This is a genomic window from Roseimicrobium gellanilyticum (genome assembly GCF_003315205.1).
Lineage (GTDB): Bacteria > Verrucomicrobiota > Verrucomicrobiia > Verrucomicrobiales > Verrucomicrobiaceae > Roseimicrobium > Roseimicrobium gellanilyticum.
Genome location: NZ_QNRR01000004.1, coordinates 203124 through 219834 on the forward strand (window position 1 = coordinate 203124; position 16711 = coordinate 219834).

Sequence of the window (16711 nt, forward strand, 5' to 3'; positions counted from 1 at the left end):
AGAGAACGATGACCTGGCACCGTCTCTTAGAGAGGTTGTGTTCAGCCGTGCGTGGAAGCACATGAGCCAATCTTTAATCCCGCACAATCCGGTCAGGACGCGAGCAGCGCCTGCAAATCCAGCGGGCGCGAGTACATGTCGAGCGTGCCGTCATTCTTGCGTGGCCACTCGGACTCGGGACGGTCGCGGTAGAGTTCCACGCCGTTGTCATCTGGATCGCGCAGGTAGAGCGCTTCGCTCACACCATGGTCAGAGGCTCCATCGAGCGGGATACCAGCCGCCAGCACACGTCGCAAGGCATCTGCCAGCGAAGCCCGGTCAGGATAGAGAATCGCGGTGTGATACAACCCCGTAGCGCCAGGAGGCGGAGGAGAGCCGCCGAGAGATTCCCACGTGTTCAGCCCGATGTGGTGGTGATAGCCACCCGCCGAGAGAAAGGCCGCCTGCTTTCCATAACGCTGGGTGATCTCAAACCCCAGCACACCGTGATAGAACGCCATGGCACGCTCGAGATCGGCGACCTTCAGATGGATATGGCCGATGCGGGTTTGGGGATGAATGGAAGTGGGCATGATGGAGAAGCGCTCTTACTTCTCCATACGAATCTGACCTGCCAGTGAGGCGTTCTTTGGCACCATGCTGGCATCCAGTCCCATGACGTTGCACGCCTCGGCCGCGACGCGGATGGAGTTGTTGCAGCTTCGCTCGTCAGGATACACATGCGGCATGGAGGCCAGGTAAAAGCTGCCCAGCGGCGAGCGGCAATGAGGGACTCGTTGGGAAAAATTCAGGTCGCACACCACCGCTGCGGTATTGGTGCGGAAGATGTAGGTGTTGCGAATGCTGTCGCGGGAGAACTTGGGATAGATGCGCTGCATGGGTGCGAGCATCTGCTCCAGCACCTCCGCCTGTGAGGCCGTAGCCAGGGGATCATCCGATGCATAGTATCGGGACAGATAGGCGATGTGGGAGCTTCCATACTCGGTGGGTGGGACCAGATTGGTGTGCTCCACCACACCCCCGAAGGGGAAGCCGGGATCGGCGATATTGAGCCAGTAGGTGGCGCTCAGTGGGACTGAAGTCTCCAGGATGGTGCACACGGCGCCGAAATACTTGATGGCAGCCAACTCGTCCGCATAGCCATCCGAATGAGGACGCACGAGAGTGGAAAGCGCAGGCGTGGGAATCGTGGCGAGGGTGGCATCTGCCAGGTGTGTGCCTGCCGCAGTTTCCACTCCGGTGATGTGTTCCCTGTTGCCCAGAAGCTTTTGGACAGGTGCATTGACGACGAGTTCCACGCCGGCCTCTTTCAGCTTCGTGAGAAGCGCATCGAGCAGCACCTTCAGGCTGCCGCGGATGTAGCCCAGCTTTTCGTCTCCTTTTTTACGAGAGTTCATGCGCTGCCTGAGCCGTCCGACCATCCACGCGGTGGGAACTTGAGCTGCATAGGGGCCGAACTTGATATCCAGCAGGGGAGACCAGATGGCCTCGGTCGCTGCTTTCCCTGCGTACTTGTGAAACCACGAGAGGGCGGACTCGGATTCATGGTGCCGCCAGTTCGCCAGTTTGCCAAGGTAGGCGCTGGTGGCGGCGAAGCGGACTTTGTCCGGAAGCGCCAGGGGAGGGAATGCCAGCAGATCCCGGACAGAGTTGAAGGGATGAATGTCGCCATCCCTGAAGACTCCCATGGTCGCATCAAGAAACTCCAGCTTGTCACCGATACCCAGGTCTTCCACCAGCCATCGCAACTCGGCATCGTGAGTGAAGAAGTGGTGGTAGTAGCATTCCAGCCTGTTCCCTCCAATGGGGAAGGTCCTGAGGAGTCCCCCCATCTCTGGCGAAGCCTCCAGCACGGTGACCTTCGTCCCAGACTTCGCTGCCACATATGCTGAGGCGAGGCCGGTGATCCCGCCACCAATGATCGCCAGTGTTTTCATCCGGCGTGATGACAGAGCATTCCTCCGGTGATGCCATGACCGCAGGTGGGATGCGCCATTGGCATCCCAATCGACAGCCCCATCAGGACATGTTCACAGGCCAGAGTCATTGAGAAGATAGATTCGGTAGGGTGCTTGAGATCCATCCGCCGGAAAGTTCTCCACCAACCGGTAGTTGGACCTGATGAACTCATCAAGTTCGGGAAATGACTCGATGCGCTCGGTGCCTGACCAGTCCCAGAGCAGGGCGAGTGGGGTCACTGCGTCTACGATGACTGCAGGGCGCGACTTCTTCAGATCGGCAAGGTAGCTTCGGCGGAATCGTTCACGGAGCGGATGCGGATCAATCAGATAGTGTGAGATGGCATGCCGTGAGGCTGGGGTCAGTCCGGCATGCACGTAGACTTGAGGCGCCCATCCCCAGATGCCCAGGGAAGTGGCGTGAGGAGCCAGGATTTGCAGCCGGCGTGCCAACTGGTAACCGGGCACACGCTCAACACTGGAGCGCCAGTGTGCGAGCCAACCCGGGGCGCTCGATCTGATGGCTGCGAAGGGCATGGCGATGACGGTGAGTGCAAACCATGCATATCCAGCAGGGAACGAGTTGGGGGACGTGCTCTCGGCATCGTGCTCGCTCCACATGGATAGCAGCATGGTGGAAACAAGAATAACCGGAAGGAACAGAAGGAAATGATAGTGGGGAAAGTTGAACGGAGGTTTCGTGACGGCGTAAACTCCCGCAGCCAGATACAGGACCATGCATGCGAGCATGGCCATGTGCCCGCGTGTCTGCTGCCGCCAGCCCGGGCATCCATGACACCCCCATGCCCCTGCGAACACAACCATTCCTGCCATCAACAGGGAAATAATGGAAAGCCGGGACGCATCCGTCCAGAGATGCAGAACGCGGGAGAATTGGGTTCCTGCGGTATGGGCATTCGCATAAGCCAGGTTTCGCGCGATGTACGAGTTCCAAAAGTCATCCCATGTCCCCTGCAATGCGATGAGCGACCCGAGGAAAAGGGTGACGGTACAGAAGGCGCCCGCGATGACGGAAGCGCGGAGCAGAGTGGTGCCAGATGTCTGTCCATCAGGACGCAGCCAGCAGATCATGCCCATGAGCCCGATGACCAAGGCAAGGCTGAGCGGTGCAGCTTGCAGCTTTGCCCAAGGGGCCGCGCCTGCCAGCAGGGCAGCCAGGGGCCAGGCCCAGTGGCGTACCTGCAGGAAGTTCACTCCCAGTGCGATCATCCAGACGGCTGCGGTTAGCAGGACGAGTGGGATCATCTCTGACGTGAAGTGAGTCATGGAAGGACTCTGGCCAAGCATGACGAACGTGCATGCCGCCAGTCCTCCCAGCGCAGCCACACGAGCATGGCAGAGCACGCGAAGCGTCAGCCAGGTGATGAGCACTGCTGTGCCTGTTGCCACCGCCGCGAGCGCGTGTACGAGCCCATAACTTGGAGCACCAAAGACCCATCGCATGAGGTAGAATGCCCAGGAGTTCAAAGGACCGCTGGTGGTGGTGTCTACCGAGCGCCACGGCATGAGATCGTGTTCATAGCGCATCGCCTGGGCCATCATCAGGCTTTCGTCCACGTCCAGCTCACCTTGATGGCAAATGGATGGAAGCCGGGACAAACCTATCAGGATCACTACCAGCCATGGAAACAAGCAGGGTCGACCCAGGGCATCCAAAAAACGGGAGACGATGCTTCTCATACGGGCCATCCGCATGGGCAGAGTGTCAACAGACGGGGAGAAGAGAAACCATGCATGGTTCGCGTAACACTGACGGATTCGTCCGAGAATCACGGTGGGTTTCGTCTCCGTCAATGTTCAATTCACACCGTGCCGGCAACAAAAAAGTCCCCTTCACCAAACATGTGGCGAAGGGGACTTTGGGGAACTGGCTGCAGTTCGCTGACGTGGATTTCTTTACTTGAGCTTTGCATCCACCGAGTAGCGTCCAGCGCCGGAGATGAGAAGGGCGACAAAACCGGCGAGGTAGATGAAGGCGAGTTCGCCGGAGCCGGTGGCAGACTTCGGGTCAAATGAGCCCTGATGCGCCATAAAGAAGGCCACGGCCATAGTCACGGCGAGGAAGCTGGCAGCCCAGCGTGTGCCGAGGCCGATGACGAGCAGGATTGCGAAGGCCGACTCCGCCAGGACGGCAGCGGCACCCAGAGGGGTGGGGAAGCCCATCTTCTCATTGAACATCTGTACGGTGCCGCCGAAGTTCTTCAGCTTGGCGAGTCCATGCAAGGCAAACATGGAGAGACCAAGCCAGGCGCGCAGGACGAGAAGTCCAAGGTCGGTGGAGAAGGGAACGAAGTCGAGTTTGATGAGTTTGTTCATGATGATGTGGAACTGGGATTTGAGATTTGAAATTTCAGAGGGGAACTGAGTTTGAGATGACGTGCAGGGTGTCTTGGAGGTGATTGGGGTTGGTTTTCTGAATCGTTGGCGAAAGTTCTCCGCGTGGATTCGAGACTGGGGTTTGGTTTTTGTGGGGATCTGAAATCTGAGATTTCAAATCTCAAATCCCCGCAGGGGGTCAGGCGAGGTCGAAGAGGAGCGCTTCGCTGTCTTCGTTCGCGGTGATGGTGACCGTGCCGGCGTCGGTGGTGCTGGCGGCGTCACCGGCGGTAAGAGCGGTGTCGCCATTCAGTGAGACGTTGCCGCGAGCGAGCTGCAGCCAGGCACCGCGACCAGAGGCGAGATCGTGCGTGACCTTTTCGCCCTTGGTGAGCTTCAGACGGTAGATGTTCGCATCCTGGTGGATCACGGCGGAGTCCTCACGGCCATCGGGCGAGATCACGAGGACCTTGCTCTCGTTGGCATGTTCGGCCTTCGGGTGCCATTCGGTATAGCCGGGCTCGAGGTTGCGCTTGTCCGGGAAGAGCCACACTTGCAGCATGTGAGTCTTGTCCGTCTTGGACGGGTTGAACTCGCTGTGCGTCACGCCGCTGCCGGCGCTCATGAGCTGGATCTGACCGGGCTTTAGCTCGCGGCTGTTGCCCATGCTGTCCTTGTGCGCCAGGGCGCCCTCCAGCACGTAGCTGAAGATCTCCATGTCGCGGTGCGGGTGCATGGGGAAGCCACCGCCGGCGGCGATGTGGTCCTCATTGATGACACGCAGCGTGCGGAAGTGCATGTGCTTCGGGTCATGGTATTCCGCAAAGCTGAAGCTGAAGCGGGAGTCGAGCCAGCCGTGGTCAGCGTGGCCGCGCTCGTTGGATTTGCGAAGGGTGAATTTCATGGGGTGAAACTTGTGGTTGGATTACGAGATGAGGTTCGGCCCTGGCGCAAAAGTCTCCAATGCAACTTTCCTTGCGAGTCCATGCAAGAAGTGCATAGGTGCCACATACCCAGCCCTTCATGGAACTGCGCCACCTTCGCTCCTTCCTCGTGGTCGCGGAAACGCTCAATGTGAGCCGTGCCGCGGAGAGGTTGCATCTCTCCCAGCCTGCGCTGAGCCGGCAGATGCAGGACCTGGAACAATCCCTGGGCGTGTCCCTGTTTGTCCGGGAGAAAGGTCGCGTGTCACTGAACGATGCAGGCCGTGCATTGGTGGAGCATGCGAGGGAGCTGCTGGCGCGTTCGGACAATATCACGAGCCACGTGCAGGCCATCTCACGGGGTGAGTGCGCCACGGTGGAGGTGGGTTATGCGCCGTCTCTCGCTGCGGAGTTGCTCCCACTCGTGCTGGAGCGTCTGGGTCGCACGCATCCCAGCCTGAACCTGCGCATGCATGACCTTTCCTCCGATGAGATGAATGCGGGGCTCAAGGAGGGGACTCTGCACATCGCCTACACCGTGGGTGCAGGAGTGCTGCAGGAGTCCGGATTGATCAAGGAAACGCTGGTGACCTATCCCATCTGCGTGGCCATGAGCCGGAATCATCCGTGGGCGCGTAGGAAAAAAATCGAACTGGCCGACCTGCCGCAGGCGATGCTCCTGGGGTATGCGCGGCATGCATACCCGGAGTATCCGAAGTTTGTGGAGGGGCTGCTCGCGACCGCCGGGGTGAAGCTGGGGCGCATGGAGGAGTTCGACAGCGCCTCCAGCCTGCTGCTGCGGTTGGAGTCTGGGGTGGGCGTGGCACTCGTGCCCTGGTCTTTTGCGTGCAACACGACGGACCGAGTCGTCTATTTGCCGGTGAGTCCCGAGGTGCCGCCGCTGGACCTGGTCATGTGCTGGCGCCGTGGTCAGGACTGGCCGGGCCTGCGCACCGTGCGTGAAGTGAGCGCGGCGTGTGGGCTGGAGATTCGGCAGCGGAGAGCGCTTTGGCCGAATGGGCCGATGGGCCCGGCGCCCGCGAAGAAGAAGCGGGTGGTGAGCAGGTAGGTCGTTTGAATCGAAGTAGGTTCGGGGAAGGTATGTGAAAAAACGCTTTGCGTCGTGGAGTGCGGCGGCAAGCGCTAAGGCGCGACACCGCTTTGAGCGGAGGGATAAGGTCTTCCCAAACCTTCCAACTGTTCCAACGACTTGTGCCCGCATAAGACCTGGGCGATTGGTCAACGCCTGGCGGGATTCGAAATCATGTGCTTCGTTCAAAGCGGTGTCGCGGCCTCAAGGGAGGCCTTTGCCACCGCACTCCACGACGCAAAGCGCTCAGGAAACGTTTTCCAGAAGTTTGGCCATGAACGAGGCCGCAAGATGATGCGGCTTCGGCTTCCAGACATCCTACACCGCCACATCCCCCTCGCTCAGCTTCCTGCGGAAAAGAGCGAGTGTTAGGTTCATGGTAAGCATGGCGAGCTCGGGATCGTAGCGAGGACCTTCGTCGCGAATGAAGGCGTGCTGACCGTTGAATTCATGCCAGGTGTACTTCACGCCTTCGGAGTCGAGCGTTGCCTGGATGGTGCGACGGCCTTCCAGCGGGATGTGCGGATCCTGTTGGCCCCAGATCATCAGCAGCTCTGCTTTTGTGTGTTTGATACTTTCCAGCGAGTCGTCGTTGCTGCCCTTGCCGAGGCTCTTCTTGTGAATGTCCGTGGCGTAGAGGCACACGGCGGCGCTCACATCGGTGTTCTTCGCGGCGGCGCGGAAGCTGAGATGGCCACCCAGGCAAATGCCCATGACACCCAGCTTGCCTGTGCAGGCAGGGTGGGACTTCAGGAAGTCCAGCGCAGCGCGAGCGTCCGCATCATAGCTGGCGAGTTCCTTCGCGAACTTGTACTCATTCCCCTTGTCCGCACCCTCTTGATCGTAGGCCAGCACCGTGCCGGCGGGGAGGAACTCGTGATACACTTCCGGTACGGCTACCACGAAGCCATGGCCAGCCAGGAAGGCGGCGGTGCGGCGGATGGGCCCGGTAAGCTGGAAGATCTCCGAGTAGAGCACGATACCGGGATACTTTCCCGCGGCCACGGGACGGAAAACCTCAATACGCATGGGGCCGTAGGGCGTGGGCAGGTCGTGGAATTCGCCGGAGGAAAGAATCATGCCGCATGATGGAAATGCCAGGCAGGGTGTCAACTCACAGCGAAACGCGATTGCGAAGTTGCGCCAATGCCGCACCATGGCGCATGAATCGGTTCTGCGTGCTGTGCTTGTTGGTGCTGGCGGGATTCCTGGCCGGCTGCTCAGAGAAAAAGCTCGTCATCGCGATGGATGCCACCTATCCACCGTTCGAGTACACGAACGAAACGGGCGAGTTTGCCGGTGTGAGTGTGGATCTGGGCAAGGCCATCGGTGAACATCTGGGACGTCCGGTGGAATTCCGTAACATCAATTTTGACGGGCTCATCGCCGCGTTGAAAAGCGGCAGCGTGGATCTCATCATCTCCTCGGTGACCGCCAATGAGGAGCGGCGCAAGTCGGTGGATTTCAGCGACCCCTATGTGAAGACCGGGCTCGCCATGTTGCTTTGGAAAGATTCACCCGTCCAGAAGGTCGAAGACTTGAATGATGCTGGAAGAAAAGTGGTGGTACGTCTGGGAACCACTGGGGAACAGTATGTGCGGCAGTACTTGCCGAAGGCCCAGGTCATCGCTCTCGACGGAGACACCGCCTGTGTGATGGAAGTTGTCAAAGGCAGCGTGGACGCGTGGATCTACGATCAGCTTTCGCTGATGAACTACCATGCACGCCATCCTGAGACCACGAAGGTGCTGCTCAAGCCTCTGCGTGAGGAAGTGTGGGCCGTGGCCCTGAGGCAGGGTGACACCGAATTGAAGACCAAGGTCAATGAGTGCATCACGAAATTGCGAAAGGATGGCTCCTTCAGCAAGTTTGGTGAGAAGCACCTCGCGAAGGAAAAGAAGATGATGGAGGAGCAGGGAATTCCCTTTGTGTTTGACCTTTGATCAAGGCAGGAAACGCTTCCCGTTTGTGGGTGAACACAGACACGCAGGATCCTGTTTCTCCCGGAAGAGTGTCGCTCAAAAATGCCGTGAAATCTCCCTGCTGCCCTGCAATGGAGGCGGTCTGAAGGGGTGCCTCCCGGATGTGTTTTTTTGTTAAAAATCAGCCATCACAGACCGAAGCGCTACAAAGAAACTTCTGGCCCAATCTTGACGGCGCGGGGCTTGGAGGCTGAAGTGGCGGCTCTATGAGCGAAGCGTTTCCTGACATTCCGAAGATCCCGTTTGAGGGACCGAAGTCCAAGAATCCCCTGGCCTTCAAACATTACAATGCGGACGAAGTGGTCGCTGGAAAGACCATGCGCGATCACATGCGTTTCGGCGTGGCCTACTGGCACGCGATGCGCAACACCCTCTCGGACCCGTTTGGGGCCGGCACCTCCCAGAAGCCGTGGGATGATGGCACGGACAGCATCGAGAATGCGAAGAAGCGCGCGCATGTGTGCTTCGAGTTCATGGATAAGCTCGGCATCGACTACTACTGCTTCCATGACCGCGATGTGGCTCCCGAGGGCAAGACCCTTGCCGAGAGCAACAAGAGCCTCGACGCCGTGGCGGACACGCTGGAGGAACTGCAGAAGGCCACCGGCAAGAAGCTCCTCTGGGGCACCGCCTGTCTCTTCGCGCATCCCCGTTACAACCAGGGCGCAGCCACCAGTCCGAATGCGAATGTCTACGCCTACGCCGGTGCACAGGTGAAGAAGGCGCTGGAAGTCACGCATCGCCTCGGTGGTGAGGGCTACACCTTCTGGGGTGGTCGCGAAGGCTACGCCACGCTGTGGAATACCAACATCAAGCGTGAGATGGATCACCTCGCCGCCTTCATGCACATGGCGGTGGACTACAAGAAGAAGATTGGCTTTGCCGGTCCCTTCTACATCGAGCCCAAGCCGCGTGAACCTTCCACGCACCAGTATGACAGCGACAGCGCCGCGTGCCTGAACTTCCTTCGCGAGTACGGTCTGCTGGAGCACTTCAAGCTGAACATCGAGACGAACCACGCCACGCTCGCCGGCCACACCATGCGCCATGAGCTGGAAGTTGCCCTCGCCGCCGGAGCGCTCGGGTCCATTGATGCGAACACGGGTGACGAACTCATCGGCTGGGACACGGATCAGTTCCCCACGGACATCTACCTCACCACGCAGATCATGCTGGTACTGCTGAAGATGGGTGGCTTCACCACGGGCGGTCTGAACTTTGATGCGAAGTGCCGTCGCGAAAGCTTCGAGCCGGTGGATCTCTTCCACGCGCACATCGGAGGCATGGATGCCTTCGCGCGCGGCCTGAAGATTGCTGCTGCCATCATTGAAGACGGTCGTCTCGACAACTTTGTGAAGCAGCGCTACAGCACCTTCGACAGTGGCATTGGCGCCAAGGTGGAGCAGGGTGGCTGCACCCTCGAAGACCTCGAAGCCTACACGCTGAAAAACGGCGAACCCGTCATCGGCAGTGGCCGCCAGGAAATGCTGGAGAATCTGGTGAACGAGTTCATTTGATTTTCAAGACAACCACTCAGGACGAAGCTCCCAACAAGAAGCCATCGCGGTATGCGATGGCTTCTTTGTTTGTGCGGACTTTGAATGGAGTCCGCTTTGACAGCGGGTAGGGTCCGGCCTTCACTTTTCCATGTCGATCGTCCAGCGCATTCAGGAGCATCTGGCCAACCCTCCATCCACTGAGGATGGTGAATCGTGGGACACGAAACCGTCACCGCCCTTCAGCGCGGATGAGATTGCCGCGATGGAGCGCAAACTTGGCCATTCGCTGCCAGCGGAGACGAGGGCATTGCTGGAATACTGCAGTGGTTTTGATGGGGGCACGCTCGAGTGTTTCGACTTCTGGGGACGGGATGAGACGTTTGCATACCCGAAGAGTCTCAGGGAGCGCTTCCGGTGTATCGCCGTTGATGGGGCGGGCAATTTCTGGTTCTATTGGAAGGGAGCTGGGTCCGGCGATTTGGGACCTGTCTTCTATTATCAGCATGAGGGACCCATGTATTTTTATCAATGCGACAGCCTGGTGCAGTTCGTGGACGAGTGGCTGCGCGAGATGACGCCGCCGTATAAGAGTCTCATCAATGATGTGTATGAATTCCGCATCAGGCCGATCAAAGAACTCAACAACGATCTGCTCACGCGGGAAGCCGCCATGGCGGGCGGCGACGAGGTACTGCGCGCGTTTGCGGAACCGCTCGAGCAGGACGTGATGATCTATGATTTTCGAAGTGCGAAACCGGGTGATGGCGTTGACCTGCGCTACCTGGATTTCATTGCGGCGCACCCGAAGTGGCCCATCCTTGCCGGGCGCGGCAGGTCCACATTTTTGCGGAAGTTGAAAAGGTTCTTCTTCGGCAGAGCGCAGTAGGTCGCCTCAAGGACTACGCGTCGGCGGGCTTCGCTTCCTCTTCTCCCTCTTCCACAGGGTCGCCGGGAGGCAGCAGTTCCTCGCGCTTCAGCAGTTGCTGGAGATCCAGCAGGGGAAGCATGGCCTTCGTGGTGCGGCAGAGTTCGCCAAGGTAGGGAGTCATGCGGTCCATCTCCACCACGGCGTTATGCACGAGGTTGGTGATGAGTTCTTCATCGTGACGATGCTTCGGGAAGACATTCGCCTGACGGAACATGACCTGATTCGTGTCCCAATCCATTTCAAAGGCGCCGATGTTCAGCTCCTTGTTCACGCGCATGCAGAGCTCCGCAGTCCGCACGCGATGGGTGTCCGGTACCTTCACGGAGGCATTTGCCACCACGGCGAGGATTTGCATCTCGCCAAAGGACTGCACGTGCAGCGGCACCCGGGTATGGTAGGCCTCGAAACTGGCCTCCACGACTTCCATGCCGGGAATCTCGCGGTAGGCCCACCCCTTGCTCTTGAAGGCATTGAGGACAGCGACGTGCAGCGCGGACATGAAAAACTGACGACTCGGGGGCAAAAAATGGTCGGGACGAGAGGATTCGAACCTCCGGCCTCGTGGTCCCAAACCACGCGCTCTACCAGGCTAAGCTACGTCCCGTAACTGAAAAACTGACTGATGGGCGCGTAACTTGGCCGGGATAGCGCTTTGCGCAAGTGATTCGTGCAGGCTTGATGCGCGCCAGTGTTCATAGTGTCAATTCACCCCGGGGTAGTTCACGCACAGACCCTTGCGGGGGGCAGGAAAAACTCGCTCAACTTCTTGCGCCCGCGCCCGTGGCTTCGGATCATGCGTATCCCATCCCCGGCCAGTGCCTGTCATGGCTGTGCCGAGCTCCGCCCATCACGCCTCAATGTCGTCTTTTCCAGCCCCCCAAAAATCCCCAGTTCCCACGGGCCTTTCGGAACGCCTTCTTCTCCTCCTGCTCGCCACGGTGCAGTTCACCCACATCATGGACTTCATGGTGATGATGCCGCTGGGGCCGCAGTTGATGCGCATCTTCCAGATTGAGCCGCACCAGTTCAGCCTGCTGGTCGCGTCCTACACCTTCAGCGCGGCCATGGCGGGATTGATTGGAGCGTTCTGGGTGGATCGGTTTGATCGGAAGCAGGCGCTGCTTTTCTGCTACGCAGGCTTCATCCTGGGCACGCTGGCTTGTGCGCTGGCACCCACCTACCACACCCTGCTGGCCGCGCGCGTGATCAGCGGCGCCTTCGGCGGTGTATCAGGAGCTATTGTGCTTACGGTGGTGGGGGATGTGGTGCCGCTGGAGCGTCGTGCCGGGGCCATGGGCATCGTGATGGCGTCCTTCGCCTTTGCCGCAGTGGCGGGCGTGCCGGTGGGATTGTGGCTCGCCGCCATCTGGAGCTGGCATGCGCCTTTCATCATCATTGTGGTGGTGGGATGTATCCTGTGGGTCACGTGTCTGATGATTTTCCCCAGCCTGCGCGGACACCTCACCGAGGGCGGGCACGTGCGGGGGCAGGCGCTGGCGGGGCTGCGTGAGCTGGTGACGAATGGAAACACGGTCACCGCCATGTTTTTCATGACGCTGCTGGTGTTGGGCCACTTCATGATCATTCCCTTCCTGAGTCCCAGCCTCGTGTCGAATGTGGGGCTGCAGGAGCATGAGCTTTCCTGGGTGTACCTCGTGGGCGGGTTCGCAAGCCTGTGCACATCACCGGTGGTCGGTCGCATGGCGGACAAGCATGGCCGCCTGCGCATGTTCGTCGTGACCATCGCAGGGGCGCTGGCGCCGATTTATTTCATCACCAATCAAGGCGCTACTCCGCTGTTCTGGGTGCTGGTGCTCGCGGCGCTGTTTTTCATCTTTGCCGGTGGGAGATTCGTTCCCGGGCAGGCGATCATCACCTCTGCCGTACCGGCCCGCTTGCGCGGCACCTTCATGAGTCTGAATAGCAGTGTGCGCGACATGGCTGCTGGACTGGCTTCGTTACTTGGCGGACACATCGTGGCACGCGATGCCATCACTGGAAAAATCCTGCACTTCCCCACGCTGGGGTGGATCGCCATTGGCGCGAGCCTGCTGAGCATCTTCGTCGCCTCCCGGGTGAAGCCGGTGTCGTAAGAAGCGCAGAGGCGCATGGCCATCCCCGCATCCGGCCGCGGTCAAAGGCCGGCGGAGATGGGGCGGGGTCGGCCATGAATGATTACAAGCCGAGGTTGTCCTCTTCCCACGCGGCATCGGTCGTCACGCCGCGCTTCAGGGTGTAGGCGAGGTGGGGCGTGTAGAGGGCAGGCTCCAGCAGGAAGGAGTCATGTCCTTTTTCCGAGTGCACGGTGATGTGCATGTTCGACACGCCTGCCTGCTCCAGCCAGCGCACGAGCTCCGCCTGCTCTTCTGGGTAGAAGCAGAAGTCGGAATCAATGCTGAAGACCAGCCAGTGATGGCCCGCCTGCCGGCTGATGGCAAAGAGTTCGCCGTGATTTTCCACATTCGCGTCGCGCAGCGGTTCGTAGCGCAGCCACATGTCGCAGATGCGCACATACGTGTTGGCATCGAAACGCTTCACGAACTTCTTCCCCTGGTGGAGCATGTAGCTCTCCACATTGTGGCCCACTTTGTACCAGGAGAGCTGGTCGCCGGCCTGTACCACGTCACCACGCGCGCGGCGTTCAATCGCATCCAGGTGCACAAAGGTCTTGTGCGAGATCATGCGGGCGAGGGCCATGCCGTACTCCGGCTCGGGGCCTCCGTAGTAGTTGCCACCTTTGAAGTGCGGGTCATTCTCAATCGCCATCACCTGCTCGAAGACACCCAGACGCGAGAGCACCGTGGTGCGCATGCCGCTGGCGATGGAAACAATCAGACGCACCCGTTCGGGGAAGAGGGAGGCGAAGTTCAGCGTCATCAATCCGCCCACCGAAGGTCCTATCACTGCATGCAGCTTGTCGATGCCGAGCAGGTCGAGCAGCCTTGCCTGGGAGCGTACCACATCGGCGGTGCTCACTTGGGGGAACTTGGATGCATAGGGCTTGCCCGTCTTCGCGTCGAGCGAGGCTGGCCCTGTGCTGCCGTAGCATCCGCCGACGAAGTTCGCACAGATGATGAAGAACTTGTCCGTATCCAGCGCCTTGCCGGGGCCAATGAAGAGCTCCCACCAGCCGCGATGGCAATCGTCCGTCCAGCGGCCATTCGTATTTGGCACGGTGGAGCAGTAGCCAGCGGCGTGCTGGCTGCCGGAGAGCGCGTGAAAGAGGAGGATGGCGTTGGTCTTGTCCGCGTTCAGCGAGCCGTAGGTCTCGTACGCGAGCGTGAGGTCATCCATTTCCATGCCGCAGGTGAAGCGAAACGGATTTTCTGGAGTGGCCACACGCGCGAACTGCGCCTGCGTCGTATTGCTGGGAGGGGCGGACATGGGGATGGGAAACATGGCCGCGATGCCGTTGCGGGCAAGCGGAATGCTGTCCGTTGCTGGCCCTCAGTCACGTAGGTGCTTCTTCATGCATAGACAAAAGTCAGCATCGCGGTACATTTAAGGCCCCTATTCACCACCTGCACCGCAGCCATGGTCGCCATGCAATCCCCTGATGCATCCGAGGACCCGGTCCTGACCGAGGGCTCGGTGCTGCCGGTGAGTTGGTCAGAGGACCTGCTCCGCAGCCTGGACTGGAAACGTCTGCTGGAGGTCATCCGCGCCCTGGCCGTGTACTCCGGCTATGAGCCCGGTGCCACGGCGGTGGAGCCTACGGCGGCAGCCCAATTTTTCATCGAAGACCCCAAGGCCCGTCAGAAGGGGAAGGCTCTGGTGCGGCTGGCCCCCTGGAGCCGCTGGATGGCCACGGTGGATTGCGTGACCGGTTTTGTGGAGGTCCTGGCGGCGAATGGCCACATCCCCGGCATCTACATCGCCCCCGCTGGCGCCACCCCTGGTGCCCAAACAGCGGCCCGCAGCCGGGGCATTCAGCTCCTGGACGCCCGCCTGCTTGCGGCCCGGCTGAATGAGCTGCCGCAGGAGTACAGCGAGTATTTTCATGACCGCACCATGTCGGGCGTGGCCACGGTGCCCACCTGTCCGATCTGCTTGCGTCCGATGACCAGCGCGGAGGAGCCGGACCCCGGTACTGTGAACATCGATGACCTGCCGGACCTGCGCTATGCGACCCACGATATCGTTGGGGAGCCCATCCATGCCCGGCGCATTGAGGTGCTCCAGAGCGGGGAGGTGCACTTCCTGCGCGAGGTGCGCGCCCGGGATGTGGTGGTGAATGGCGTGGTGAAGGGTGACTTTGTCTGTGACCGCTCTTTGCTGCTGAATCCCGGAGGTGTCTTATATGGGAGTGTGGCCGCGCGGTCGGTGCTCGTGCGCCCCGGCGGCGAGCTCAATGGCGAGACCCGCATCCTGCAGGGACCTCTGGAGCCCATTGCGAAACTCGCGCGTGCCTGGGCCTGGCGTTGTGAGCATGTGCCCGCCCAGCCGGGGTGTGAGAAGGTGGTGTTTCACCCGCATTGAGGGGAAGGGGAGGGCAGTGGGAATTCTGCGTTGCTGTCGGGTCTGAAGACCCAACGCCCGCTGTCAGGCCGGAAGGCCTAACCTCCGCGGCCTCTTCACTCCGTTGTTGCCTGGCTATTTCGCGATGAAGCTTGCCGACTTTCTGAAGCGACGGCTGCGCGTCTCTGCCTCCCCTGCATCGAGGTTTCACCACGCTCACGCACATGCACCACCCCGACAGCAATGTCTTCCTTCTCTGCGTCCTTTGTGCCTCTGCCCCTTTGCGGTTAATCCGAGTCGTCCTTGTGGCGCAATAAGCGAGCGGGGGGCTTTTGACGTGGCATGTGCCTCGGTGAAACGCGCTACCACGTCTGTTCCTTTGGCCAAGCGAGAAACACAGAGAGGCGTGGGGCGATTTCAGTCACGTCGAAAGGAGGGCTTTCCATGAAGCACTCGTACACAGGAGGGTCCTCGTGTCCGGGGCGCAGCCAGTATTCGAATGAGTCCGCGCTACCGAAGCAAAGCATGGTTTCTCCGGTGGCGGGATGTGTGCGCAGGGCTTTCTCGTTGGGTGGATGCAGTGCGAGGATAGAGTAGATCTCGTCTTCGTTCTCGAGACCCTTGGGATGGAGCGTCCAGCTATCCTTCCGCCACTCACTGCCGGGCTGCATCATGGCTTTGAAGGCGGCAGGCAGAGTGCAGCCGAGTTGCTGCTCCAGTGAGGCGAAGTCGACCGCCTCCCACTCGCGCCTTTCTTCCTCTGCTGCGGCTTGGGCAGCAGCGATGTCTTCTGTTTCAGTAGACGCTCCTGTTCTTCGCAAGGCCTGCCATGCCAGAAATGCGCCCACGACGGCAAGGCCAAGGCTCAGCAACAGAGCGCCCAAATTTGGAACGAGGTCCTTGAAATCGGGATTCGCTATCATTCCCCTGCCGACGAAATACATTCCCGCCACTCCAAAACCCAGGAACAAGGCAGCAAACACCAGCAGCCAGAAGCCGATGAAGAGGCGCCAGAAGATATTGGCCATTCCTTTTTTCTTCCGCCAGTTGAGATAGCTCACGACTTCGAGGCCGTAGAGCACTCCCAGAGCCGGTCCGATGAGTACCGCAAAAATCATCGCGGGCCATGCGATGACACCCCAGGCCATCCCGTCATCGCTGCCTTTGCCAGAGGAAGCTCTGGCATAGAGGTAGAAAAATCCCACACACGCGAACCACACCAGGGCCGAGATACCGCATCCCCGCATGGATCTCCGTCCGGCATCGTGTCCATTGTGGGCCACGAGGATGGCGACGTCATCTTGCGGGCCGGCATCGATGCGTTCGGCGTTCTCGTCTTTTGGCGATGGGTCGTATGAGGCCATGCTTGCGCCAATCTACAGCAAGCGGAGTGCTCTGGCGGAGATTGTTGGAAGACGTCAGAGAATGGCCGCAAGAGAACGCTGGGAATACAAAGGCATCGAGCTGCGCCCTTTGTGCGACTAGAGCGGGTTAAGTTACAGTGTAGCCAATTTCGTCTTGGGGCGCGCCACCCCA

General features: G+C 59.9%; 15 protein-coding genes and 1 tRNA gene. 6 read left to right on the forward strand and 10 right to left on the reverse strand.

Features of this window, described 5'->3' with window-relative positions; translation table 11 throughout:
* Nucleotides 1–92: 92 nt before the first annotated feature.
* The 5 genes from DES53_RS13330 to DES53_RS13350 all read right to left on the reverse strand — a co-directional run bounded on the left by DES53_RS13330 (nt 93) and on the right by DES53_RS13350 (nt 5199).
* On the reverse strand, nt 93–572 hold the full coding sequence (locus DES53_RS13330) for a VOC family protein (protein WP_113958768.1): 480 nt from the start codon (nt 570–572) through the stop codon (nt 93–95).
* A gap of 15 nt (nt 573–587) precedes the next feature.
* On the reverse strand, nt 588–1982 hold the full coding sequence (locus tag DES53_RS13335) for an NAD(P)/FAD-dependent oxidoreductase (protein ID WP_342782357.1): 1395 nt from the start codon (nt 1980–1982) through the stop codon (nt 588–590).
* Between the two features lie 48 nt (nt 1983–2030).
* The gene (locus DES53_RS13340) at nt 2031–3536 is read right to left on the reverse strand and encodes a hypothetical protein (RefSeq protein WP_170157086.1); all 1506 of its coding nucleotides are present in this window, start codon (nt 3534–3536) and stop codon (nt 2031–2033) included.
* 339 nt (nt 3537–3875) lie between these two features.
* Nucleotides 3876–4295 carry a DoxX family protein gene (locus DES53_RS13345; RefSeq protein ID WP_113958771.1) on the reverse strand — a complete coding sequence of 140 codons (420 nt, stop codon included), beginning with the start codon at nt 4293–4295 and terminating at the stop codon, nt 3876–3878.
* Nucleotides 4296–4494: 199 nt separating this feature from the next.
* Entirely contained in the window at nt 4495–5199 is a 705-nt protein-coding gene (locus DES53_RS13350) for a pirin family protein (RefSeq protein WP_113958772.1), read from the reverse strand.
* Nucleotides 5200–5318: 119 nt separating this feature from the next.
* Here DES53_RS13350 and DES53_RS13355 point away from each other — a divergent pair, with 119 nt between their 5' ends.
* Nucleotides 5319–6287 carry a LysR family transcriptional regulator gene (locus DES53_RS13355; protein ID WP_113958773.1) on the forward strand — a complete coding sequence of 323 codons (969 nt, stop codon included), beginning with the start codon at nt 5319–5321 and terminating at the stop codon, nt 6285–6287.
* Nucleotides 6288–6626: 339 nt separating this feature from the next.
* Here the strand turns inward: DES53_RS13355 and DES53_RS13360 are convergent, their stop codons facing one another.
* On the reverse strand, nt 6627–7388 hold the full coding sequence (locus DES53_RS13360) for a dienelactone hydrolase family protein (RefSeq protein ID WP_113958774.1): 762 nt from the start codon (nt 7386–7388) through the stop codon (nt 6627–6629).
* Nucleotides 7389–7471: 83 nt separating this feature from the next.
* Here DES53_RS13360 and DES53_RS13365 point away from each other — a divergent pair, with 83 nt between their 5' ends.
* From DES53_RS13365 to DES53_RS13375, 3 genes are all read left to right on the forward strand, one after another.
* On the forward strand, nt 7472–8251 hold the full coding sequence (locus DES53_RS13365; RefSeq protein WP_245958168.1) for a transporter substrate-binding domain-containing protein: 780 nt from the start codon (nt 7472–7474) through the stop codon (nt 8249–8251).
* Between the two features lie 245 nt (nt 8252–8496).
* The gene (gene xylA, locus DES53_RS13370; RefSeq protein ID WP_113958776.1) at nt 8497–9807 is read left to right on the forward strand and encodes a xylose isomerase; all 1311 of its coding nucleotides are present in this window, start codon (nt 8497–8499) and stop codon (nt 9805–9807) included.
* A gap of 130 nt (nt 9808–9937) precedes the next feature.
* Nucleotides 9938–10675, forward strand: a complete 738-nt coding sequence (locus DES53_RS13375) for an SMI1/KNR4 family protein (RefSeq protein WP_113958777.1) — start codon at nt 9938–9940, stop codon at nt 10673–10675.
* A 13-nt stretch (nt 10676–10688) separates the two neighbouring features.
* Here DES53_RS13375 and DES53_RS13380 read toward each other — a convergent pair whose 3' ends face one another.
* Nucleotides 10689–11216, reverse strand: coding sequence for a YbjN domain-containing protein (locus DES53_RS13380; RefSeq protein ID WP_113958778.1), 528 nt, complete (start codon nt 11214–11216; stop codon nt 10689–10691).
* A 28-nt stretch (nt 11217–11244) separates the two neighbouring features.
* Nucleotides 11245–11321, reverse strand: a tRNA-Pro gene (locus DES53_RS13385).
* Between the two features lie 253 nt (nt 11322–11574).
* Here DES53_RS13385 and DES53_RS13390 point away from each other — a divergent pair.
* Nucleotides 11575–12810 carry an MFS transporter gene (locus DES53_RS13390; RefSeq protein ID WP_170157087.1) on the forward strand — a complete coding sequence of 412 codons (1236 nt, stop codon included), beginning with the start codon at nt 11575–11577 and terminating at the stop codon, nt 12808–12810.
* 82 nt (nt 12811–12892) lie between these two features.
* Here DES53_RS13390 and metX read toward each other — a convergent pair whose 3' ends face one another.
* Entirely contained in the window at nt 12893–14101 is a 1209-nt protein-coding gene (gene metX, locus DES53_RS13395; RefSeq protein WP_113959072.1) for a homoserine O-acetyltransferase MetX, read from the reverse strand.
* A 159-nt stretch (nt 14102–14260) separates the two neighbouring features.
* Here metX and DES53_RS13400 point away from each other — a divergent pair, with 159 nt between their 5' ends.
* The gene (locus DES53_RS13400; protein ID WP_170157088.1) at nt 14261–15196 is read left to right on the forward strand and encodes a bactofilin family protein; all 936 of its coding nucleotides are present in this window, start codon (nt 14261–14263) and stop codon (nt 15194–15196) included.
* A 341-nt stretch (nt 15197–15537) separates the two neighbouring features.
* Here DES53_RS13400 and DES53_RS13405 read toward each other — a convergent pair whose 3' ends face one another.
* Nucleotides 15538–16539, reverse strand: coding sequence for an SMI1/KNR4 family protein (locus DES53_RS13405; RefSeq protein WP_113958781.1), 1002 nt, complete (start codon nt 16537–16539; stop codon nt 15538–15540).
* Nucleotides 16540–16711 lie beyond the last annotated feature (172 nt).